The 22,180-nt window shown below is 68.7% G+C and carries 21 protein-coding genes; 12 read left to right on the top strand and 9 right to left on the bottom strand.

All coding sequences use genetic code 11. The features are described 5' to 3' along the window. Positions 1 to 13: 13 nt before the first annotated feature. The gene (locus tag EGT29_RS22010) at positions 14 to 469 is read left to right on the top strand and encodes a hypothetical protein (protein ID WP_124690988.1); all 456 of its coding nucleotides are present in this window, start codon (positions 14 to 16) and stop codon (positions 467 to 469) included. Between the two features lie 13 nt (positions 470 to 482). On the opposite strand, the gene EGT29_RS22015 is transcribed toward EGT29_RS22010, so the two are convergent. Genes EGT29_RS22015 through EGT29_RS22025 form a run of 3 tightly spaced genes read right to left on the bottom strand, consistent with a single transcriptional unit; the run spans position 483 to position 3,130 of the window. Further along, entirely contained in the window at positions 483 to 794 is a 312-nt protein-coding gene (locus tag EGT29_RS22015) for a hypothetical protein (RefSeq protein ID WP_124690989.1), read from the bottom strand. Between the two features lie 25 nt (positions 795 to 819). Continuing rightward, on the bottom strand, positions 820 to 2,166 hold the full coding sequence (locus EGT29_RS22020; protein ID WP_124690990.1) for an acyclic terpene utilization AtuA family protein: 1,347 nt from the start codon (positions 2,164 to 2,166) through the stop codon (positions 820 to 822). A 4-nt stretch (positions 2,167 to 2,170) separates the two neighbouring features. Then, positions 2,171 to 3,130, bottom strand: a complete 960-nt coding sequence (locus EGT29_RS22025; protein ID WP_124690991.1) for a tripartite tricarboxylate transporter substrate binding protein — start codon at positions 3,128 to 3,130, stop codon at positions 2,171 to 2,173. 101 nt (positions 3,131 to 3,231) lie between these two features. Between EGT29_RS22025 and EGT29_RS22030 the strand changes: the two genes are divergently transcribed. Next, positions 3,232 to 4,122: a LysR family transcriptional regulator gene (locus EGT29_RS22030; protein ID WP_124690992.1), complete on the top strand. Its 891-nt coding sequence runs from the start codon at positions 3,232 to 3,234 to the stop codon at positions 4,120 to 4,122. A 7-nt stretch (positions 4,123 to 4,129) separates the two neighbouring features. Here EGT29_RS22030 and EGT29_RS22035 read toward each other — a convergent pair whose 3' ends face one another. Continuing rightward, positions 4,130 to 5,329, bottom strand: a complete 1,200-nt coding sequence (locus EGT29_RS22035; protein ID WP_124690993.1) for a multidrug effflux MFS transporter — start codon at positions 5,327 to 5,329, stop codon at positions 4,130 to 4,132. Positions 5,330 to 5,574: 245 nt separating this feature from the next. Between EGT29_RS22035 and EGT29_RS22040 the strand changes: the two genes are divergently transcribed. From EGT29_RS22040 to EGT29_RS22060, 5 genes are all read left to right on the top strand, one after another. Next, complete coding sequence (locus tag EGT29_RS22040) at positions 5,575 to 7,947, top strand: membrane-bound PQQ-dependent dehydrogenase, glucose/quinate/shikimate family (protein ID WP_124690994.1); 2,373 nt, start codon at positions 5,575 to 5,577, stop codon at positions 7,945 to 7,947. Between the two features lie 68 nt (positions 7,948 to 8,015). Next, positions 8,016 to 8,963 (top strand): LysR substrate-binding domain-containing protein, encoded by a 948-nt coding sequence (locus EGT29_RS22045; protein WP_124690995.1) that lies wholly within the window; start codon positions 8,016 to 8,018, stop codon positions 8,961 to 8,963. A gap of 123 nt (positions 8,964 to 9,086) precedes the next feature. After that, the gene (gene pcaH, locus EGT29_RS22050) at positions 9,087 to 9,818 is read left to right on the top strand and encodes a protocatechuate 3,4-dioxygenase subunit beta (RefSeq protein ID WP_124690996.1); all 732 of its coding nucleotides are present in this window, start codon (positions 9,087 to 9,089) and stop codon (positions 9,816 to 9,818) included. Positions 9,819 to 9,832: 14 nt separating this feature from the next. Continuing rightward, positions 9,833 to 10,474, top strand: coding sequence for a protocatechuate 3,4-dioxygenase subunit alpha (gene pcaG, locus EGT29_RS22055; protein WP_124690997.1), 642 nt, complete (start codon positions 9,833 to 9,835; stop codon positions 10,472 to 10,474). Positions 10,475 to 10,613: 139 nt separating this feature from the next. Continuing rightward, the gene (locus tag EGT29_RS22060) at positions 10,614 to 11,369 is read left to right on the top strand and encodes an SDR family oxidoreductase (RefSeq protein ID WP_124690998.1); all 756 of its coding nucleotides are present in this window, start codon (positions 10,614 to 10,616) and stop codon (positions 11,367 to 11,369) included. Between the two features lie 21 nt (positions 11,370 to 11,390). On the opposite strand, the gene EGT29_RS22065 is transcribed toward EGT29_RS22060, so the two are convergent. Together EGT29_RS22065 and EGT29_RS22070 are read right to left on the bottom strand one after the other, a co-directional pair. Continuing rightward, positions 11,391 to 12,362: a hypothetical protein gene (locus tag EGT29_RS22065; RefSeq protein WP_124690999.1), complete on the bottom strand. Its 972-nt coding sequence runs from the start codon at positions 12,360 to 12,362 to the stop codon at positions 11,391 to 11,393. Beyond that, the gene (locus EGT29_RS22070; RefSeq protein WP_124691000.1) at positions 12,359 to 13,351 is read right to left on the bottom strand and encodes a tripartite tricarboxylate transporter substrate binding protein; all 993 of its coding nucleotides are present in this window, start codon (positions 13,349 to 13,351) and stop codon (positions 12,359 to 12,361) included. Before EGT29_RS22070 ends, EGT29_RS22065 begins: the two co-directional genes overlap by 4 nt. A gap of 124 nt (positions 13,352 to 13,475) precedes the next feature. On the opposite strand from EGT29_RS22070, the gene EGT29_RS22075 reads away from it, so the two are divergent. Next, positions 13,476 to 14,465, top strand: a complete 990-nt coding sequence (locus tag EGT29_RS22075) for a LysR family transcriptional regulator (RefSeq protein WP_238160164.1) — start codon at positions 13,476 to 13,478, stop codon at positions 14,463 to 14,465. On the opposite strand, the gene EGT29_RS22080 is transcribed toward EGT29_RS22075, so the two are convergent. After that, complete coding sequence (locus EGT29_RS22080) at positions 14,431 to 15,612, bottom strand: aromatic ring-hydroxylating dioxygenase subunit alpha (RefSeq protein ID WP_124691001.1); 1,182 nt, start codon at positions 15,610 to 15,612, stop codon at positions 14,431 to 14,433. The genes EGT29_RS22075 and EGT29_RS22080 overlap by 35 nt on opposite strands. A 25-nt stretch (positions 15,613 to 15,637) precedes the next feature. Continuing rightward, complete coding sequence (locus EGT29_RS22085; RefSeq protein WP_124691002.1) at positions 15,638 to 16,660, bottom strand: tripartite tricarboxylate transporter substrate binding protein; 1,023 nt, start codon at positions 16,658 to 16,660, stop codon at positions 15,638 to 15,640. A gap of 169 nt (positions 16,661 to 16,829) precedes the next feature. Between EGT29_RS22085 and EGT29_RS22090 the strand changes: the two genes are divergently transcribed. The 4 genes from EGT29_RS22090 (at position 16,830) to EGT29_RS22105 (ending at position 20,894) form a co-directional block, all read left to right on the top strand. Next, the gene (locus EGT29_RS22090; protein WP_161567913.1) at positions 16,830 to 17,429 is read left to right on the top strand and encodes a MarR family winged helix-turn-helix transcriptional regulator; all 600 of its coding nucleotides are present in this window, start codon (positions 16,830 to 16,832) and stop codon (positions 17,427 to 17,429) included. Positions 17,430 to 17,590: 161 nt separating this feature from the next. Continuing rightward, positions 17,591 to 18,760: an ABC transporter substrate-binding protein gene (locus EGT29_RS22095; RefSeq protein WP_238160165.1), complete on the top strand. Its 1,170-nt coding sequence runs from the start codon at positions 17,591 to 17,593 to the stop codon at positions 18,758 to 18,760. Between the two features lie 33 nt (positions 18,761 to 18,793). Continuing rightward, positions 18,794 to 19,726, top strand: coding sequence for a LysR family transcriptional regulator (locus tag EGT29_RS22100; RefSeq protein ID WP_124691005.1), 933 nt, complete (start codon positions 18,794 to 18,796; stop codon positions 19,724 to 19,726). Between the two features lie 106 nt (positions 19,727 to 19,832). After that, positions 19,833 to 20,894: an aromatic ring-hydroxylating dioxygenase subunit alpha gene (locus tag EGT29_RS22105; protein ID WP_124691006.1), complete on the top strand. Its 1,062-nt coding sequence runs from the start codon at positions 19,833 to 19,835 to the stop codon at positions 20,892 to 20,894. Positions 20,895 to 20,907: 13 nt separating this feature from the next. Here EGT29_RS22105 and EGT29_RS22110 read toward each other — a convergent pair whose 3' ends face one another. Further along, entirely contained in the window at positions 20,908 to 22,164 is a 1,257-nt protein-coding gene (locus EGT29_RS22110; protein ID WP_370282552.1) for a nitrate/nitrite transporter, read from the bottom strand. Positions 22,165 to 22,180 lie beyond the last annotated feature (16 nt).

Genomic DNA, 22,180 nt, shown 5'->3' on the forward strand with positions numbered 1-22,180 from the left:
CCTGGACGCTGCCATGCAAGACGGAAAACGAAAGACGGTGACGCGGCAACTGCTGGGCGCATGCCTGGCGGCCTTCATCGCCCTGGGCGCCGGCGCGGCGCAGGCGCAGACCGCGGCCGACATGGATGCGCGGCTCGATACGCTGTTCGGCGAACACGCGCCCTACCGCGGCTTCTTCGACAAGCTGAAGCAGGCCGTCGCGGCCGGGGACAAGGCGGCGGTTGCCGCGATGGCCGACTATCCTTTCCGGACCCGCGTGGAAGGCAAGGCGGTGACCATACGCGATGCCGGCCACTTCATCGCGGACTACGACAGGATCATCACGCCCAAGGTCAAGGATGCCGTGTCCCGGCAGACCTATTCCGAACTCTTCGCCAACTGGCAGGGTATCTCCGTCGGCTCGGGCGAGATCTGGTTCGGCGGCGTGGGCAAGCGCAACGACGTGAAGATCACGGCCATCAATCACTGAAGGCCGTTCCCCCTTACACCGGCAGGTCGATGTCCAGCATCAGGTAGGACAGCGTCTTGCCGTGCGCGTCGCGCGCCAGCGAGATCGTCACGCCGCCGCCCAGGGCTCCTTCGATGACGAAGTTCAGCGCGCGCAGGCGCGGCAGCTCATAGCGCGTGACCGGCCCGCTGGCCAGGTGCGCGTAGGCGCGCATGACGCGCTCCTCGGTCAGTTCGCGGCGCAGGATGTCCCAGGCCGGCTGGTCGTAGGCGATGACCGAGACGTTCGAGGTATTGCCCTTGTCGCCCGCGCGCGAGTGGGCCAGTTCGTGGACCTTGGTGCTCACGGCACGCTCCTCCAGTTCTGTTCGTTCACGGCCGCTCCTCGATGACGACCTCGGGGTGGACCAGATGGCGCGGCAGCAGCAGCGAACGCACGCCGATGACTTCGCGCAGCGCCTCCAGCGTTCCGCCTCCGCCCGCCGGGCCGTTGACGTTGAGCGTGCGCATCTCGAATCCCACCGCCTGCGCGGCTTTCTTGTCCGGGCTGCGCGCCGCCACGCGCAATCGCACCTCGTAGGGCTCGGGGCGTCCCGCCCCCATGCCGTGCAGGCTGCTCATGCCTATGTAGTCCACGCGGATTTCCGGATACGAGAAACCGCGCAGCTTCAGCCGTTCGCGCACGATCTGCTCGGACAGGCGCGCCCGGGCCAGCGCGTTGGGGCCGGCATAGCCGACCTCGCCCTCGCCTATCCAGCCGTCGTGGTAGCCCACCACGACCTTATAGGTGTCGGTGCGCGGCGCCGCGCGCGTGCCCCGGAAGCCGACGCGGTCCGGGCCCAGTTGCTCGAACTCGGCCTCGGTGATGTCCAGCACGCAATCGGGCGTGATGTAGCGCGCCGGATCATGGATCTCGTACAGCGCCTGCTCGGTGCAGGTCGCCACGTCCAGGCGGCCGCCCGAGCCCGCGACCTTGCCGAGCCGGACCGACCCGTCGGCGTCGACGTCGGCATAGGGAAAGCCGATGCGGGCCATGTCCGGCACCTCCTTCTTCCCGGGGTCGGCGAAACAGCCCCCGGTCACCTGCGCCGCGCACTCCAGCAGGTGGCCGGTGAAGGTGCCGGCGGCCAGGCGGGAGTAATCGTCATAGGACCACCCCAGTCCGTGCAGCATGCAGCCCACGAACATCGACGGATCCGCCACGCGCCCCGTCACCACGATCTGCGCATCGCGGGTCAGGGCCTCGCGCACGATGTCCGCGCCCAGGTAGGCATTGGCGGCGGCCATGCGCGGCAACAGCGATTCCACGGGCTCGCCGGTATCCAGCAGCCGAAGCTCGGGATGCGCGCGCACGATCTCGGTCACGTCGTCGCCCACCACCGCCGCCACCACCGGCGGCGGCAACCCCAGCGACAGCGCGTCGCGCCGGATGACGCGCGCCGCGCCCAGCGGATTGGCCGCGCCCATGTTGGTCACGATGCGTATGCCCGCCTGCATGCACGCGGGCAGCACCATGCGCAGGCGGTCCCGCATGTAGGGCGTGTAGCCCGTCTCGGGATCCTTGATGCGGGACAGCGTCTCGCGCGCGATGGTCCGTTCGGCCAGGCACTCGAAGACCAGGTAGTCCAGCTCGCCGCGCTCGGCCAGCTCGAGCGCCGGCTCGAACCGGTCGTCGGAAAATCCCGCACCGGCGCCTATGCGCACGCGCGTCTTGGTCATGGGTTCACTCCGGCTGGATGTTGGCCGCGCGGATGATGCGGGCCCATTTGTCCGACTCCGCCGCCTGGAAGGTGGCCAGCTCCGCCGGCGAACTGGTGGAGACCTCGGTTCCGGTCTTGGCCATCAACTGCGCCATCTCGGGCGAATGCACGGCGTCGATCAACAACTTGTTGAGCGTGGCCGTGACCTCCTTGGATGCGCCGCGCGGCAGATAGGCGGCGGTCCAGTACGACATCTCGTAGCCCTTGAGTCCGGCCTCGTCCAGCGTCGGCACCTCGGGCAGCATGGACAGGCGGCTTGGACGGGTCGCCGCCAGCGCGCGCAGCTTGCCGCTCTTGACCAGCGTGATCGCCGAAGTGGTGTCGACGAACACCACGTCGATCTGGCCGCCCATGAGATCGTTCAGCGCCTGCGGGTTGCTCTTGTAGGGCACGTGGGTCAGCTCGACGTTGGCCATCTGCTTGAACAGCTCGCCCGCCACCTGGCTGGACGAACTGCCGCTGCCGAAGTTGAGCTTGCCCGGCTGCTTGCGCGCGAGCGCGATGAAATCGGCCACGTCGCGCGTCGGGAAATCGGCGCGCACCACCATGATCTGGTAGCCCTTGCGCAGCAGCGCGACCGGGGTGTAGTCCTTGACCGGATCGTAGGGCAGATGCTTGAACAGATGCTGGTTGGCCGCGTGCGTGGTGTTGGTCGTCAGCAGCATCGTATAGCCGTCGGGCGCGGCCGACGCGACCGCCTGGGCCGCGATGAAGCCATTGGCGCCGGGCTTGTTCTCGATCACCACCGTGACGTTGGCCGCCGCCGTCATGGCCTGGCCCAGCACGCGGGCCACCTGGTCGGTGCCGCTGCCGGCGGCGAACGGCACCACCATGCGTATCGGTTGCGAGGGATAGGTCTGGGCCGAGGCGGGACCGGCCAGCGAGCAGGCGAGCACGACAAACGGGATCAGGCGGGTTTTCATGGCGTCTCCGGGTTTTTCGGACCAGTGTAGGGAGACGGTCTTGATATGAGAAGTGCATTTATCATATTGATTTAATGCATTTTCATCATTGATGGCGCCGCATGCGATCGACCTTGACCGTGCATGAACTGGAAGCCTTCCTGGCCGTGGCCGAGCTGCGCAATTTTCGCCTGGCCGCCGAACGCGTCCACGTCTCGCAACCGGCTCTGAGCCGGTCGGTTCAGTCCGCCGAGCACAAGCTCGACGCCCGCCTGTTCGACCGCAATACGCGGCGCGTGGAGCTGACCCGCGAAGGCGAGGAACTGCTGCCCATCGCCCGCCGCATCGTGGGCGAATTCCACGACTCGCTCAGCGACCTGTCCGAATTCGTGGCTGGCCGCCGCGGCCGCATCGCCATCGCCTGCCTGCCGTCCGCCGCCGCGGCGCTGCTGCCCCGGGCCATGTCGGTATTCCAGGGCACCCATCCGCGCGTCACGATCGCGCTCGAGCCGGTGTCGGCGGAATTCGTGCGGACGCGGGTCCTGGACGGCAGCGCGGACTTCGCCATTTCGGTGGCGCCGCCGCGGCGGGACGGACTCGCGTTCGAGCCGCTGATCAGCGACGAATTCGTCTGCGTGTGCAGCCGCGACGATCCCCTGGCCTCGCGCCGGCGGGTGTCCTGGTCGGTGCTGGCCGAACGGCCGCTGGTCGCCAGCGGGCCGGCCAGCAGCATCCGCCAGATCGCCGACCAGGTCATGGCGCAATGCGGCCTGGCCATCGAGGCGCGCTATGAATGCGCCAACATCTCGGTCGTGGGCGCCATGGTGTCCGCGGGGCTGGGCATCGCCGCCATTCCGCGGCTGGCGCTCCGGCTGATCGACATGTCGGCGCTGGCCACCATCCCGCTGGCCGGACCCGGCGTCTCGCGCGAGATGGGCATCCTGACGCGCGGCGGCCGGTCGCTGCCGGCCGCCGCGCGCAGCTTCCTGGACGTGCTGCGCCGCCAGGTCTGAAGCCGGATCAGGCTCTCGGTCCGGCGGCCGGCGCCGTGCGCGCCCGGCTGCCCGCCTCCCAGAACCCCAGTCCCGCCGCCAGCAGCAAGGCATGGGTCCAGGCCAGGCCCGCCGCGCTGCCGAACACCATGGGCGCGACCAGGCCGGAAACCAGCGCGAACAGCGCCATCTGGATGAAGCCCTGCATCGAGGCCGCGAGCCCCCGCATCTCGGGGAAGATGCTGAGCGCGATCACCGTCATGCTGGGCGAGGCCAGCGACAGGCCGAAGGTATAGAACACGAAGGGCAGCACCGCATACGGCACGGCCGCCGTGAACAGGCTCGTATAGATCACGGACAGCACGACGCCGAACCCCATGACCAGGAAACCCAGCCGGACCATGCGTTCGGCCGGGATGCGATGCGCATAGCGGCTCGCCATGGCCGAGCCCAGCATCAGGCCGCCGACCATGGGCACGAACAGCCAGCCGAACGCGGTCTCGGGCAGGTGCAGGATGTCCATGATGTAGGCCGCGGCCGAGCCCACGTACAAGGGCAGCCCGCAGAACGCCAGGCCGATCCCGGCGGACATCAGCACGAACCGGGGGCTGCTGACCGAGCGCCGGTAATTGGCGGCGATGCTGCGCAGGTCGAACGGCGTGCGCCCGGCCGGCGGCAGCGTCTCGCGCAGGACCCGCCGGCTGACCGCCCACAGGCCGGCGCCGAACAAGGCCAGCGCCCAGAACACCGACCGCCAGCCGAGCGTGGCCTGCAGCCAGCCGCCCAGGACCGGCGCCAGCGCGGGCGCCACGCCGAACACCATGGTGATCATGGCCATCATCCGCTGCGCCTCGCCGCCCTGGAACTTGTCCTGCACCATGGCGCGCGCGATGACCATGCCGGCTCCGGCGCACAGCCCCTGCAGCACCCGCACCGCGACCAGCATGCCTATGCTGGTGGACAGCGCGGCCAGGATCGAGGTCAGCGTGAACAGCACCAGCGATACCAGCATGACCGGCCGCCTGCCGAACGAGTCCGACAAGGTGCCGTAGAACAGGGTCATGACGCTCATGCCCGCGATGTACAGGCTCAGCGTCTGCTGCACCGCCAGCGGCGACGCGTCGAAGGTGGCGCCGATCGCGTGGAACGACGGCAAATAGGCATCGATGCCCAGCGGCCCGACCATGGTCAGCAGCGCCAGCACGATGGTCAGGGCATGTTTGGGCATGGGGGACCTATCGGAATGGCCGCCTATTCTACGCGTTCCATACGGATTGATTACGGGTTAACCCTTAAATTTTGCTCATCACGGCAACTTTACGTCACACACCGTTACGCATCTAAGGGTTATGTTCTTACTACAGAACAACGACGCAGCCTGCTCCGTGCTGCTGCGCAAGGCCCCCCTCGCCGGCGGCGCCCGTGCCATGTCCTCGCTTTGCGCTCGCGGAAGGCCCACTTTTGGAGAAATCCATGACCGATCCTTCCACCTATCCCTCCCACCGCCGGGGCCGCGTTCCGCTCCTGATCTTCGGCATCCTGCTCATCCTGATCGGCCTCGTGCTCGGCGCCGGCGGCGTGCGCCTCGTCTCGCTGGACGGCTCGTGGTACTACCTGATCGCCGGCGTGGGGCTGGTGCTGTCCGGCCTGGGCTATGCCCGGGGTTCGCGCGCCGGGGCCTGGCTGTTCGCGCTGGTTTTCGTCGGCACGCTGATCTGGTCCTTCTGGGAAGTCGGACCGGACTTCTGGCAACTGGTGCCGCGCCTGGTCGGCGTGATCGTGCTGGCGCTGGTGGCCGCGCTGCTGCATCCGCTGCTGCGTCCGGTGGGCGCGCCGGGCGGCAACCGGGGCGCCTATTCGCTGGCCGTGCTGTGCGTGCTGGCGCTGGCCGGCTTCGGCTTCCTGATGTTCCAGCCCCATTTCCCGGTAAGCGCCACCGGTGACGCTCCCACCGCCGTGCCGGCGGCCGCCTCGGGCGGCGACTGGGACCACTACGGGCGGGACGCGGCGGGCACCCGCTACGCGCCCTTCACCCAGATCGACAAGAGCAACGTCGGCAACCTGCAGGTCGCGTGGACCTTCCGCACCGGCGAGCCGGCCATCAACGGCGCCGAGGACCAGAACACGCCGCTGCAGGTGGGCGACACCGTGTACCTGTGCACGCCGCACAACCAGGTCTTCGCGTTGAACGCGGAAACCGGCGAGCAGCGCTGGAAATTCGATCCCAAGGCCAGCTCGCCGGTCTGGCAGCGCTGCCGCGGCGTGAGCTACTACGACGCCGGCGCCTCGATGACGGATGCCGCCGCCGACGCCGCCTGCCGCCAACGCATCGTGCTCAGCACCATCGACGCCCGCCTGATCCAGCTCGACGCCCGGACCGGCAAGCCGTGCACGGCCTTCGGCAACCAGGGCACGGTGGACCTCAAGGCCGGCATGGGCGAGGTCAAGCCCGGCTACTACTTCCAGACCTCCGCGCCCACGGTCGCGCGCGACCTCATCATCATCGGCGGCTGGGTGTACGACAACCGCGCGGTGGACGAACCCTCGGGCGCGGTGCGCGCCTTCAGCGCGAAAAACGGCGAACTCGTCTGGGCCTGGGACCTGGGCAATCCCGCCATCACCAAGCTGCCGCCCGAAGGCGGCTCGTATACGCGCGGCACGCCCAACGTCTGGTCCACGCCGGCCTATGACGACAAGCTCGGCCTGCTGTACCTGCCCACCGGCAATTCGCCGCCCGACTTCTGGGGCGCCCACCGCAGCAAGGCCGCCGAGGAATATGCCTCGTCCATCGTCGCGCTGGACATCGAGACCGGCCGCGAACGCTGGAAATTCCAGACCACCCACCACGACCTCTGGGACTACGACGTGGGCACGCCGCCCACCCTGCACGACCTGCCCGACGGCAAGGGCGGCACGGTCCCCGCGCTGATCCAGGCCACCAAGCGCGGCCAGATCTTCCTGCTGGACCGGCGCGACGGCACGCCGCTGGCCGAGGTCAAGGAAGTCCCCGTGCCGCAGGGCGCGCAGGAAGGCGACTGGACCTCGCCCACGCAACCCTATTCGGTCGGCATGCCCGGCATCGGCACCACGCCCTTCACCGAAGCCAGCATGTGGGGCGCCACCTTCTTCGACCAGTTGTGGTGCCGCATCGAGTTCCGCAAGATGCGCTACGAAGGCGACTTCACCCCGCTGCGCACCGACCGCCGCACGCTGATCTACCCCGGCTACTACGGCGGCATGAACTGGGGCGGCGTCTCGGTCGTGCCCGCGCTCGACTACCTGGTGATCAACGACATCCGGATGCCGCAGTGGGCCCGCCTGATCCCGCGCGACGAGACGCCGGATCCGACCAAGGCCGCCTCGGTCCATGAAGGCTACGCGCCGCAGGAAGGTACGCCGTACGGTATCTCGAAGAACGGCTTCATGTCGCCGCTGGGCGTGCCCTGCCACGCGCCGCCCTACGGCACCATGACCGCCGTCGACCTGAAGACCCGCAAGATCGTCTGGCAGGCGCCGCTGAGCACCCTGCAGGACACCGGGCCGCTCGGCATGAAGACCGGCCTGCAGATCCCCATCGGCATGCCGACGCTGGGCGGGCCGCTGACGACCGCATCGGGCCTGGTGTTCTATGCCGGCACGCAGGACTACTACCTGCGCGCCATCGACGTCCTGACCGGTAAGGAGCTGTGGAAGGGCCGGCTGCCGGTGGGCGCGCAGGCCACGCCCATGACCTACATGTCGCCCGAAAGCGGCCGGCAGTTCGTCGTGATCTCGGCCGGCGGCGCGCGGCAGTCGCCCGACCGCGGGGATTACGTGATCGCGTACGCGCTGCCGAAAGGGCCATAAGCCCGCCGCGACGGCTGGCCCGCGGCACCGGAAGCCCGTACCATCACGGCTTTACGGTGCCCGCCCGCATGACCTCGCCGCAACTCAACCGCATCCGACTGCAACACATCCGCTGCCTGCTCGCCACCGCGCAGCACGGCAACATGCGGGCCGCGGCCGAGTTCCTGTCCATCACCCAGCCCGCCGTCAGCAAGATCATCAAGGAGCTGGAAGAGATCGTCGGCAAGCCGCTGGTGGTCCGCCAGCGCCACGGCGTCGCCCTTACGCCGGCGGGCATGGCCTTCGTGCAGCATGCCCGCCAGGGCGTGATGGCATTGGAAATGGCGTTGGGCGAAGCGCGCGATCCGGAAGGCGATGCCGTCAAGCTGGGCGTGCTGCCCTCGCTGGCGGTGGACCTGCCGCACGAGATCCTGCGCAGTTGGCGCGCGCGCGGACGCCACGGCCCGGTGCGTTTGGAGACCGGCATGAATCCGGAGCTGCTGGCGCGGCTGCGGCAAGGCGAGCTGGACGTGGTCGTGGGCCGGCTGGCCGAGCCCGACCACATGCTGGAACTGCGCTTCGAGCCGCTATGGAGCGAACCCCTGGTCGTGGCCATGCGGCCGCAGCACCCGCTGGCGCGCACCGAGTGGCAGGCCTGGCAGGCGCCGGCCCACCCGGTCATTCTGCCCTTGCCCGGCACCAGCATCTACCAGGCGGCCGACAGTTTCCTGGGCCAGTTGCGGTCCGGCGCCAGCCATGACCGCCTGGAAACCCTGGCCATCCCCCTGGCGCGCAATCTGGCCCTGAACAGCGATGCCTTGTGGTTCGCCTCGCTCAGCACCGTCAAGGCCGACCTCGAACAGGGCGTGCTGGTGGCGCGCCGCGTGCCCGGGGCCGCGACCGAGGCGGTCGGACTCTTCACCCAGGCGCAGCCGGGCACCAGCCGGCCGCTGGCCGGGGACATGGCCGATACGGTGCGCGGCGTGGCGGTGCGCTGGCGGGCCGCGTGCGAAGACCTGGGCTGGGATCCCGCCTAAAGGCCGGCCGGGCCCCAAGATATTCCTCACCGTTATATCATAGCGGCATATTCTTCACTTGCCCCTGGACCGGTGCGTGACTACAGTGGCCCCTGCGAACATTCCCACAAACGGTACAGAGACATGAGCAATCCCCTTCTGCCTCCCTCCACGACCGGCGTCTTCGTGCAGCGCGACAGCGACGCGCATCCGCCCGCCTTCACTCCCGGCTACAAGACCAGCGTGCTGCGCTCGCCGCGCAAGGCCCTGATCTCCAACGTCGGCACGCTGTCCGAGATCACCTCGCCCGTCTTCCAGCCCCAGGAGCTGGGCCCCAAGGACAACGACCTGATCACCAACTTCGCCAAGGATGGCCTGCCCATCGGCGAACGCGTCATCGTCCACGGCTTCCTGCGCGACCAGTTCGGCCGCCCCGTCAAGAACGCCCTGATCGAAGTGTGGCAGGCCAATGCCAGCGGCCGCTACCGCCACAAGAACGACACCTACATCGGCAGCCTGGACCCCAACTTCGGCGGCTGTGGACGCATGCTGACGGACGAGAACGGCTACTACATGTTCCGTACCATCAAGCCCGGTCCGTACCCCTGGCGCAACCGCATCAACGACTGGCGCCCCTCGCACATCCACTTCTCCATCCTGGCCGACGGCTGGGCCCAGCGCCTGATCACGCAGCAGTACTTCGAGGGCGACACGCTCATCCCGCACTGCCCCATCCTCAAGACCATCAACAACGAAGAGCAGGTCCGCGGCCTGATCGCCATGCAGGACATCGGCAACTTCATCGCGCTGGACAGCCGCTGCTACCGCTTCGACATCACGGTGCGCGGCCGCACCGCCACCTGGTTTGAAAATTGATCGAGGGCAGGACCATGAGCACCCAAATCACCTTCCTTCCTGAAACCGCCTCGCAAACGGGCGGCCCGTACGTGCATATCGGCCTCGCCCCCAAGCAGGCCGGCTTCGACATCTTCGAGAACAACTTCGACGACAAGCTGGTCAAGCCCGAGACCAAGGGCGAACGCATCCGCCTCGAAGGCCAGGTGTACGACGGCAGCGGCACCGTGCTGCGCGACGTGCTGGTCGAAATCTGGCAGGCCAACGCCGCCGGCAAGTATGCCCACCCGGCCGACACGCAGGACAAGCCCATCGACCCCGCCTTCCGTGGCTGGGGCCGCACCGGCGCCGACTTCGACACCGGCTTCTACAGCTTCGAGACCATCAAGCCCGGCGCCGTCCCCGGCGCCAAGCCCGGCACGATGCAGGCCCCGCACATCTGCCTGATCCTGTTCGCCCGCGGCATCAACCTCGGCCTGCATACCCGCGTCTACTTCGAGGACGAGAAGGCAGCCAACGCCAAGGATCCCATCATCAACGGCATCGAATGGGAAGTCCGCCGCGACACGCTGATCGCCAAGCGCGAGGAACGCGACGGCAAGGTGGTGTATCGCTTCGACATCCGTATCCAGGACACGCCGGACGGCGGCAAGGAAACGGTGTTCTTCGACGTCTGACCACAGCCGTCGCGAACGGCCCGCCGACAGGCGGGCCCCGGACGCCCCCGCTTCAAGACGCCCAGGCGTCAAGAACGGGGGCGTCGTCGCGACAACGCTTCATGCATGCACGCATCGAGCCCACACTGAAGGAGCCCACATGGATCTGCAGCTGCGCGATCGCACCGCAATAGTCACCGGCGCCAGCCAGGGCATAGGCAAGGCCACCGCCATCGGTCTTGCCGCACAGGGAGTGCGGGTTGCCCTGGTGGCACGCCGCCGGCCGCTGCTGGAAGACATCGCCGCCGGAATCCTGGCCGCCGGCGGCCCTGCGCCGCACATCATCGAGGCCGATCTCTATCAGGAAACCGCGGTGGAACGCATCGTGCAATCGGCGCGGACGGCCTTCGGGCACGTCGACATCGTGGTCAATGCAGGAGGGGGCAGCCGGCCGCTGGACTTCGACGCCGGTCCGGACCTGTGGCTGGAAGGGATGACGCTCAACTTCTTCCGCCTGCGCGAACTGACCCAGGCGCTGATCCCGGGCATGCGCGAGCGGCGGTGGGGCCGCGTGGTCAACATCACCGGCACGTCCGAACCCAAGATACTGAACGCCGCGTTCAGCGCCAAGGCCGCCGTGCACATCTGGGCCAAGGGCCTGTCGCGCCTGGTCGCAGCGGACAACGTCACGGTCAACTGCTTGCAGCCGGGGCGCATCCACAGCGAACAGATGACGCTGCGCTACCCCACCATCGAAAGCGAGCTGGAGTTCGCCCGGCACGAGATACCCGCCGGTCGCTTCGGCGAAGCCGAGGAGCTGGCCAACGTCGCGATATTCCTCTGCTCGCCGCGTGCCGCCTATGTCACCGGCACAGTCATTCCGGTCGACGGCGGCATGTCGCGCCACGCGTTCTGACAACTGCACGGACTGAAGTAGCTATCCGGCCAGCCACTCGTGCACGATGTCCGCGATCTCCAGGCTGTTGCGGTCCATCATCAACATGTGCGAATTGCCCGCAATGCCGCTTTCGGGCAGCGACAGCAGCCGCACCGAGTCATGAGCGGCCACAAAGCCGCGGATGCGGGCGCGCATGCGCGGCCAGCGCGGATCGGTATCCATGTTGTCGCCCATTACGACCAGCGTGGGAACGCGGTAGGGGCGATGGGGTTCCAGCGCGGGAATGCTGGCCGGTTCCAGCGCCACCACGGCCCGCACCAGGTCCGGGCGGGCGTGGGCCGCGCGCAGGCCGAACACGCCCGCTTGCGAATGGCAGACCACGATGGCCGGACCGGTCTTCTCCAGCAGGGCCAGGTAGCCGGCCAGCACGGCCGCGTCGGTGCTGGTCCAGCGGGGCACCATCTGACGCACCAGGCTGTCGAAAGCCTCGACCGGAAAGCGGGTGTTTGCATAGGGCTGCGACGACCGTTGCCCGGCCTTGCCGGGCTGGCCGATGCGGAAGCGCTCGTAGATGTCCTCGGCGGTCTGGATGACGGGCGCCTCGGGCCAGACCTCGGGCACGCGGGCGAAACCCGAGCGTCCCCGCTCGACCGCATCGCACAGATAGCAGTCCCAGCCGCGCCGCACGAAATAGTGCAGCCAGCCCGGCCGGCCGTCCGGCGTGGTCTCCCAGGCCGCGCCCGTCATGCCGCCGCCGTGCCAGAACTGGATGGGCGCGCGATCGGGCGCGGGGTCGGCCAGGAAATACTGCGCGTACATCTGCTCGACCCGGTAGTGGCCGTTCGGGTCCACCCGCACGGGCTGCCCGCCTTCGGCCATCAGCAGCTCGCGCGGCGGCAGGCCCCGCAATTCGACCTCGCGCCCGCCGACGTGGAAGGCGCCCATGTCGCGCAGCCGCAAGGGGCCGGCGCGCCCGGGCCGGGCATCGCCGGCGGCTGGTTTCCTGCTCATTCGACGCGGATCTTGTTGGCCTGGATGATGGCTTTCCACTTCTCGTTCTCGCCCGCGATGAACCGGGCCAGGGCCTGCCGCGAGCCCGGCGCGACGTCCACGCCCAGTTGTTGCATCCGCGTCTGCACCTCCGGCGCCTTCAGGGCCGCCACGACGGCCTGGTTCAAGCGCTCCAGCACGGCCTCGGGCGTGCGTGCCGGCGCCATGATGCCGAACCATGGAGTGATCAGGAAATCGGGCACCCCCGCCTCGGCGAAGGTCGGCACGTCGGGAATCGACGGCGAACGCTTCTGGCTGGCCACCGCCAGCGCGCGCAGCTTGCCCGAGCGGATGCTGGGCAGCGACGCGGGCAGGTTGTCGAAGTACATGTCGACCTGGCCGCCCAGCAGATCCGCCGCGACCTGGCCCGCCCCTTTGTACGGGATGTGCGTGAGCTGGATGCCGGCCTTGGTGTTGAGCAGTTCCGTCGCCAGGTGGGCCGAGGTGCCGATGCCGGACGAAGCGGAGTTGAGCTTGCCGGGATTGGCCTTGGCGTAGGCGATCAGTTCGGCCACCGATTTGGCGGGCACGCCGGGATTGACGACCAGCACGCTGGGCACGGTGCCTATCATGGCCACCGGCGCGAAGTCCTTGACCACGTCATAGGGAGCCGGCTTGTACAGCGACGGTGCGACGGCGCAGCCGAACGCGCACATCAGCAGCGTATAGCCGTTGGGCTCGGCCCGCGCCACGGCCTGGCCGCCGATGTTGCCGCTGGCGCCGACACGGTTCTCGACGATCAGGGGCTGGCCCAGTGTCTTGGACAGGGTCTCGCCCAGCACCCGCGCCAGGATGTCGGGCGTGCCGCCCGGCGGATAGGGCACGACCACGGTGATGGGCTTGGCGGGGAAGTCGGCGGCGATGGCGCCGCCGCATGCGGCCATGGCGGCAAGGCCGACGGCCAGCGCCGCGGTCCAGCGGCGGGCACGCTCGTGCGGGATGGAATGCATCGATGTCTCCTGTATGGGCCTGTGGACGGCCGGATGCCGGGCACTATATCCAGCCCGCCGTCTGCCGGGCCAATGCCGGGATCGCAAGACATCCATACCATTGTTGCTATAGTCTTTCTCCATCATGACCACCAGACATACCCTGACCGACCGCGCGAAGCTGCCCAACCTGCGCCGGATGGACATGAACGCGCTGCTGACCTTCGACGCGCTCATGAAGACGCGCAGTGCCACCGCGGCGGCCGCGCTGCTGCACAAGACCCAGCCGGCCATCAGCCGCGAGTTGGCCCGGCTGCGGCGCACCCTGGACGATCCTCTGCTGGTGGTGACCAAGGGCCGCTTCACGCCCACCGAGCGCGCGCTGGAGCTTCATGCCGTGGTGCGCGACGCGCTGGACCGGATCGAACACGCGCTCAGCCCGCCCGAGGCCTTCGATCCCGCCGGCGCCACCGGCACCATCAACATCGGCACCGGCGCCCATATCGAACTGCTGCTGGGCGCGCCGCTGCTGCAGCGCCTGCGCGCGGCGGCGCCGCGCCTGGTCGTGCGCTTCCAGTCCGTGCACGGGGACTTCATCCCGGACGACCTGGATGCCGAACGCATGGACATCGCCATCGGCCTGTTCAGCGAGGTCCCCCGGCGCTTCCACGCCATGCGGCTGTTCGCCGACCGCCGGGTCTGCCTGCTGTCGGCCGCGCACCCCATGGCCCGGCGCAAGCGCCTGTCGCTGGACGACCTGGAACGCATCAAGTGGTTCGCTTTCGCGCAGATGTACGGGCGCCCCACCAACTTCGACCGGCTGCTCAAGCCGCGCCATCGCGACCTGGCGTTCTCGGCCTATCTGTCGGGCTTCGGCATCACGCCCTACGTGCTGCTGGAGACCGACTACGCCACCACCCTTCCCGCCTGCGTGGCCGAGGTGCACCAGCGGCACTTCCCGCTGGTCTCGATCGAGCTGCCCGAGCCGCTGCGCGACATCGAGTTCTTCATGGTGTGGTCCAAGCGGCAGCACACCTCGCCCCTGCATACCTGGGTGCGGGGCGAGATCCTGCGGGTGCTGGAGGAAAGAACGGGAGCCGCTATTCCAGGAAATTCCCCGCCGCGAAAACGATAGGCGGCGCGGCGCGATCGAAGCTCACCCCGATGGGGTCGCCGCCGGCCGCCACAATGTCCAGCTGCTGCTTGAACATGCGCCGCAACAGGACCAGGCCGCGGTCCGAGGTCGCCAGGTTTTCCTCCGAATGCCAGGCGATCACGCCCTGGCTGACCTGAGCCTCGTAGTCGCCCGGCATGCGCTGGTGCTCCGCCTCGGTCAGTTCCTCCCAGAGCTTGCCGTTCATGCGCGAGCGCGAACGCGCGATGTCGCCTTCGCGGCGCACCCGGCCCGCCGTGTAGATCCGGAAGCTGGTGTCGTCGATGGGCAGCACCCAGCCCAGCGACTCCACGGTGCCGTAGTAGGCCAGCCGGGGGCTGGGTATCACCCGCAGGGTGGGCAGCGCGGCCTCGCCCACGCGGCGCAGCGTCTTGCCGTCGTCCAGCCGCCGCACCGCCGTGGCGCTGACGCCCGCGTCCGTGTAGTCGAACGTGACTTCGGGCATCACGCCCATCTGCGGCACGAACTGCGTGCCGCTGAAGCTCGAATGCAGGATCGCGACGTGGAAGGGATCGACCACGTTCTCGAAATGCTGGAGCCAGTTGCACGGGATGATTGGCGGCCCGCCCCCGCCTATGCTCTGGTCGTTGGCCTCGATGAACTCGCCTTCGGCCAGGTCTTCCAGCGCGGCGTAGCGCGGCAGGACCGGCTTCCTGCCCGGCGGGCCCATGTAGGCGAAGATCAGGCCGTAGCGCTCCTCCACGGGGTACCAGGGCTGGCGGATGCGGTCGCGCGACAGGCCGCCTTGCGGCTCGCAGGGCTGGTCGGTGCAATGGCCTTGCACGTCGAACAGCCAGCCGTGGTAGCAGCAGCGTATGCCGCCGTCCTCGACACGGCCGTAGTACAGCGAGGTGCCGCGGTGGGCGCAGTGCGGATACAGCAGGCCGGGCCGTCCCTGGCCGTCGCGGAACAGGATCAGGTCCTCGCCCAGCGCGCGCACCTGGCGCGGCACTTCGCTCGCGTCGGCCGACACGCCGATGGGATGCCAGTAGCGGCGCAGCAGTTCACCCATGGGCGTGCCGCGTCCGACCTGCGTCAGCGTGGCGTTGTAAGTGGCGGGCTTGCGCTCGTACGCGGTGCCGGCATCCGGCGATGTCGTGGTCGTCATGTTTCCTCGTCCTCGTGTCCTGGGTTCAGTTCTTCAGCGTCACCCCGGCGGCGTCCACCAGTCGCTTGAAGCGGGCGTAGTCCGCGCGGGCATTGGCCGTGAATTCGTCGGGCCGGTTGGCCACCGGCTGGAATCCGATATCGACGATGCGGGTGCGCACCTCGTCCGTGCGGGTGGCCGCCTGCAGGCTGGCCACGAGCTTGTCGCGCACCGCGGACGGAATGCCGGCGGGCGCATAGGCGCCTATCCATCCTTCGAGTTCGAAGCCCTTGAAGCCCTGTTCCAGGAACGTGGGCACGGCCGCGAGTATGGGCGCGCGCTGGCGCCCCGGTACGCCCAGGACCTTCATCTTTCCCGCCTGCGACATGTTGCGGGCGGTGCCCGGATTGGCCCATGCCAGGTCCAGCCGCCCCGCCTCCATGTCCTGATGGGCGATGGATTCGGTCTTGTAGGGCACGTGTATCAGGCCGGGTATGGCTTCGCGCCTGAGCAGTTCGCCGAACAGATGGGCGATCGTGCCCGCGCCCCAGGTGCCGTAGGTCAGGCTGGGATGCTTCCTGGCGTAGTCCGCCAGCTCGGCCAGGTTCGAGTACGGCGCCGAGGCGGCGGCCACCAGCACCGGGCCGGAGCCGATGGCGAGCTGGGACAGCGGCTGGAAATCCCGGGCCGCGTCGTAGGGCAGCTTGTCGTGGAGAATGGGATTGTTGATGTGCGTGGTCTGCAGGGTGACGAGCAGCGTGTAGCCATCCGGCGGCGCCTTGGCGACCGCGTCCGCGGCCAGGATGCCGCTGGCCCCCGGCTTGGGGTCGACCACCACGGGCTGCCCCCAGGCCAGCCGCAGTTGTTCGGCATAGGCCCGGGCCAGCAGGTCGATCGGGCTGCCGCCCGGTCCGTAGGGAATGATGCGCACCGGGCGCGAGGGAAAGCCGCCGGCGCCCGCTGGCTGGGCATGGACGGCGCCGGCCGCGAACCAGGCCAGCGACGCGGCGGCGAACCCCCGCGCGGCAATGCGGACGTGGGCGTGCCACGCACGGCGGATACAGGACATGGTCGTCTCCTCGGGGCCTGGAGCGCGATGGATACGCCGCGGCCCTTTATATGCTTTAGCAACGATATTAAAATTAACGGCATATCATTGCATTGTCAACGACATGCAAAATCGCCCCGCCGCGCGCGGCCACCCCCTATCATTGGCGTTTCGCCTTTCCGTCCCCTCCATGCCCGCCGCCAAGAAGAAGCTCGCATCCTTCAAGACCCTGCCGGCATTCCAGCTCGAGATGCTGGCCGCGCTCGTGGCCAGCCGCAACGAATTGCGGCACCAGCGCCGCTTCGGCCTGCGCAGCGTCGAGTGCCATGTCCTGGGCATCGTCGGGGCGCAGGCGCCCATTTCGCTGCGCCGTCTGTGCGCCGAACTCGGACTGGACAAGAGCCACGGCAGCCGTCTGGTCGCCAGGTTGGAAGAACGCGGGCTGCTCGAACGCTGCGACGATCCCGCCGACAAGCGTTCGTTCTATCTTCTCCTGACGCCGCAGGGTGCGGACATGCACGCGCGCATCCACGCCGACGCGGTCGAGCGCAACGCCGAATGGCTGGACGGGCTGCCCTCCGCCCGGCGCGGCGTATTCCTCGAATGCGTCGCGCAATTGACCGCGCATTCCCAGGCCATGCTGGCGCGGGAGGAAGCCGCCTCGGGGCAGCCGGCGGCCCCGCGCCAGGAGGCCGGGGACGGCATCGAGACCCGCGGGCTCCTGCTGGTCGAACGGGCGAAGCTGCAGCAGTTGCACGAGCAGCTGGCGGCGCTGCTGGCCCGCGGATAGGCGGGCCAGCAGCGCCGCGCGCATTTCGCCGGTAAATGCCGGGTATTTACGCTATTCGTTAGATTCCGCCCGGACCCCGGTGATACCGTCTCCTGGCCAGTGTCCCGCCACGCGGGCCCTGGAAGAACGGCCGCGAGCCGCCCAGAACGATGGAGACGATGATGCCCCTGAAAGCCCTTCCGGCCGCCGCGCTGCTGGCCGCCGCCTGTACCCTGCCCGCCTTCGCCCAGACGCCCGTCAGGATCGGGTTCCTGGGCGAATTCTCCGGCCCCCAGGCCGGCCTCGGCCAGGACATGTACGACGGCTTCATGCTGGGCATCCGGCAGGCCGGCGGCAAGCTGGGCGGCGTCCCCGTGGAAGTGCTGCGGGAAGACACGCAGCTCAAGCCCGACGTGGCGGTCCAGGTCGCGCGCAAGCTGATCGAGAAGGAGAAGGTGCCCATCATCGCCGGCATCACGTTCTCGAACATCATGATGTCGGTACAGCCGCTGGCCACGCGGCGCGAAGTCTTCGTCATCGGCACCAACGCCGGGCCTTCGCCGATCGCCGGCGACAAGTGCTCGCCCTACCAGTTCATCGTGTCGCGCCAGGGCGACCAGCAGGCCGAGGTGCTGGGCAAGTACGCGACCCAGCGGGGCTACCAGCGCGTCGTGATGATGGCGCCCAACTACCAGGCGGGCAAGGACGTGCTGGCCGGCTTCCGGCGCTACTTCAAGAACGAGGTCGTGGAAGAGATCCATACGCCGCTCGACCAGTTCGACTTCTCGGCCGAGCTGTCGCGCGTCGCCGCCCACAAGCCCGACGCGGTCTTCGCGTTCTACCCCGGCAGCCCCGGCGTGAACTTCGTCCGCCAGTACCGCCAGCTGGGGCTGGCCGAGCGCACCCCGCTGATGTCCGTCGCGGTGGTCGACGGCGTGTCGCTGCCCGCGCTACGCGAGGCAGCGCTGGGCGTGCTGCTGGGCAGCACCTGGGGCCCCGACCTGCCGGCCGAGGCGAACCGCCGCTTCGTATCCGCCTTCGAGGCCGCCTATGGCCGCACCCCGTCGGAATACGCCGCCACCAGCTACGACGCGGCCCGGCTGCTGGACGCGGCGATCGGCGCGGTCAAGGGCAACGTCGCGGACAAGCCCGCCTTCATGGCGGCGCTGAAGGCCGCCCGCTTCGACTCGGTGCGCGGCAACTTCAAGTTCGGCAACAACCACTTCCCCATCCAGGACCTGCACGTGTTCCAGGTCGTGCGCGACGGCGAGAACCAGGTCGCCCTCAAGACGGTGGAAACCCCGATGAAGGGCGTCCAGGACGCCTACCACGATGGATGTACCATGCGTTGACGGCGGGCATGCCCTGAAGGCAGCCGCCGGGCCATGAACCTGAACACACTGGACCTGAACCTGCTGCTGGTCTTCGACGCGGTGCTGCGCACCGGCAGCACCACCCTGGCCGGCGAAGAGCTGGGCCTGACGCAGTCGGCGGTCAGCAACGGACTGCGCCGGCTGCGGGCCGCCTTCGACGATCCCTTGTTCATCAAGACGCCGCAGGGCATGAGCCCGACGCCGATGGCCGAACGCCTGGCGCCGTCCCTGCGGGAGGGCCTGGACAGGATCCGGCAGGCCATCGACGACCGCGAGGACTTCCTGCCGGCCGCGTCGCAGCGCCAGTACGTCCTGTACGCCAGCGACACCGGCCAGCGCGTCTTCCTGCCCCGCCTGCTGGGGCGGCTGCGGCGCGAGGCCCCGGGCGTACAGCTCGTCACCCTGCAGGCCTCGCCCCGCGACGCGCCGCGGCTGATGGCGGCGGGCGAGATCGATCTCGCGCTGGGATTCTTCCTGCATTTCCAGGCGGGCTTCTACCGCCAGAAGCTGTTCAGCGATCACTACGTCTGCATGGCGGCGGCCGACCACCCCGCCATACGGGGCCCGATGACGCTGGCGCAATACATGCATGCGCCGCACGTGGTGTACCGCCCGGCCGTGGGCAGCCACGCGTTCTTCGAGGACGTCATCGACAAGCTGTTCTCCGAACACAACCTGCGCCGCCAGGTGGTGCTGCAGGTCACCCATGGCCTGGGCCTACCGGAGATCATCGCCGGCACCGACATGCTGGTGGCCGTTCCCGCCAGCCTGGCGCAGGCCTGCGCGGGCAGCCCCGGCGTGCGCTTCCTGCCGCTGCCGTTCGACGCGCCGCTGGTGGACATCACGCAGCAGTGGCACGAACGCTTCCACCGCGACCTGGGCCACGCCTGGCTGCGCCGCACCATCGCCGACCTGTTCCAGGACGGCGGCGCCGCGCCTGCGTAAGCGCCGGCATTTGCAGCGGGAATGCCGGGTATTTCCACTATTCGTTGGCCGCGGCGGCGGCGCGCCGGTAGCGTGATGGCTTTCCCCCGTTCACGGAAACACCGCCATGTCCGCGCCGTCCACTTCGCCCCTCATCCGTAACGCCTGGTATGCCGCCGCCACCTCGGCCGAGGTCGGCCGCACCCTGCTGGGACGCCATCTGCTGGGCACGCCCGTCGTGCTGTACCGGACCGAGGCGGGCGAGCCCGTCGCCCTGCTCGATGCCTGCGCGCACCGGCAATTTCCCCTGTCGCGCAGCGCCCTGGTCGGCGACGACATCCGCTGCGGCTACCACGGCTTCACGTTCGCCAGCAGCGGCGAGTGCGTCCACATCCCCTCGTCCCCGCGCATTCCGCGCGACGCGCGCGTCCAGCGCTTTCCCCTGGCCGAACGCCACGACATGCTGTGGATATGGCCGGGCGATCCCGCGCTTGCCGACCCCGCGCTCATACCCGACTGTCCATGGCTGGACGGCTCGGCCAAGGTCTCGTACTACGCCCACCTGCGCGCGCACTACCAATTGCTGATCGAGAACCTGCTGGATTTCTCGCACGTGCCCTACGTCCATCACGATCAGCAGGGACACCCGGAACTGGCCCGCGTCATCCCCCGCGCGCGCGAGCACGGCGACACGGTGGTCAGCACGCGCATCATGCGCGAATCCAGCACGCCGCCGCTGTGGTCGGACGTGATGGGACTGCCGCTGGGCGCGCCCATGGACCATGACCAGCGCTTCGAATTCCGGGCGCCTTCCGCCGTCTGCATCCGCCAGGCCGTCTGGGCCTCGCAGGTCCCGGAGCAACGCTATCCCTTCTCGACCACCCATTTCATGACACCCGACGGCTGCGGCGCCACACATTACTGGTCGTGGGTGTCCCTGGAATGGGAAGGCGTGGATCCGGCCACGCTCGAACGCATGGACCGCGGCGCGCGGGAAGTGGCGGACCAGGACGTGATCGCGCTGGAAGCGCAGCAGGCCTTGCACGACCACCTGCGGGACGGCGCGGTGGTCCACGGGGCCGTCAGCGTGCCCTTCGATGCCGGATCGCTGCTGACGCGCCAGGTGCTGGCGCGCATGGCGGAGCGGGAACGCGAGGCGGCGCGCGAACCGCGCACGGCCGCCTCCTGACCCGACGCGGCGCCTACCGGGACGGCGCCGCGCCCATGACTTCGCCCGAGATCTGCACCCGCCGGACCTCGGACAGGTACATGATGATCAGCGACACCCAGACCACGCCGTAGAGCAGCATGAAGCAGCTCGAACGCACCTCCAGGAGATCGGCTAGGAAGCCGAACATGAGCGGCAGCAGAAAGCCGCCCAGGCCGCCGGCCAGCCCGACGACGCCCGACACCAGCCCCATGTTCTCGGGGAAATCGTCCGCCACGTACTTGAAGGTGGATGCCATGCCGAATGCGAACACCATGCCCAGCACGAACAGCAGCGCGGTGAACAGCCACATCGGCAGGTAGATGTGCAGGTTCGCGGTGCCGTCCATGGTCTTGATCACCAGCGTGGTATCCGGATAGGACAGCAGGAACAGGCAGACCCAGGCCACCCACAGGCACCACCAGGTCGTGTTGTGGGCGCCGAAACGGTCGGCCAGCACGCCGCCCACCGCGCGCAGCACCGAGCCGGGCAGCGAGAACCCGGCCGCCAGCCCCGCCGCCATGGCCAGCGACAGCCCGTACTCGGCCTTGAAGTACTGCGGGATCCACAGCGACAACGCCGTGAAGCCGCCGAAGGTGATCGAGTAGTACTGGCAGTACTTCCAGACCTTGGGGTTCCTGAGCACGGCCATCGACTCGCGCAAGCCCGCGCCCTTCTTGCCCGCGCCCGGATCGGGCGCGGCGGCCAGCCAGAAGATCGCGGCGGTCGCCAGCAGGGCGACGGCATAGATCCGCGGCACCGTACGCCAGCCGTAGAGCTCCAGCAGCACCGGCGTCAGGAACAGGTTCACCGCGGCCCCGACCGTGCCGGCGCCGAAGAAGCCCATCGCGAAGCCACGCCGCTCGGGCGGGAAGAAGCGCGCGACATAGGGCGTGCCCACCGCGAACGAAGCGCCCACCAGGCCCAGGAACAGCCCGATGGCCAGGAACTGCCAGAGCTGCTGCGCATAGCTGACGAGATAGACCGGAACCGCGCAGACCAGCAGCAGCACGGTCATGACGATGCGCCCGCCGAACCGGTCGGTCCATATTCCCAGCGGCAGGCGGAACACCGCGCCGGTCAGCACGGGCGTGGAGGTGAGCAGGCCGAAACGGAAGGCATCCAGGCTCAGTTCCTCGCGTATCTGTATGCCCAGCACGCCGAACATCATCCACACCACGAAACACACCATGAAGGCCAGGGTGCTGGCATACAGCACCGAGTACGCCTTGAATGGAGTCGTCATGAGCATTCTCCCGATCGACGGC

The organism is Pigmentiphaga sp. H8, assembly GCF_003854895.1.
Taxonomy (GTDB): domain Bacteria; phylum Pseudomonadota; class Gammaproteobacteria; order Burkholderiales; family Burkholderiaceae_B; genus Pigmentiphaga.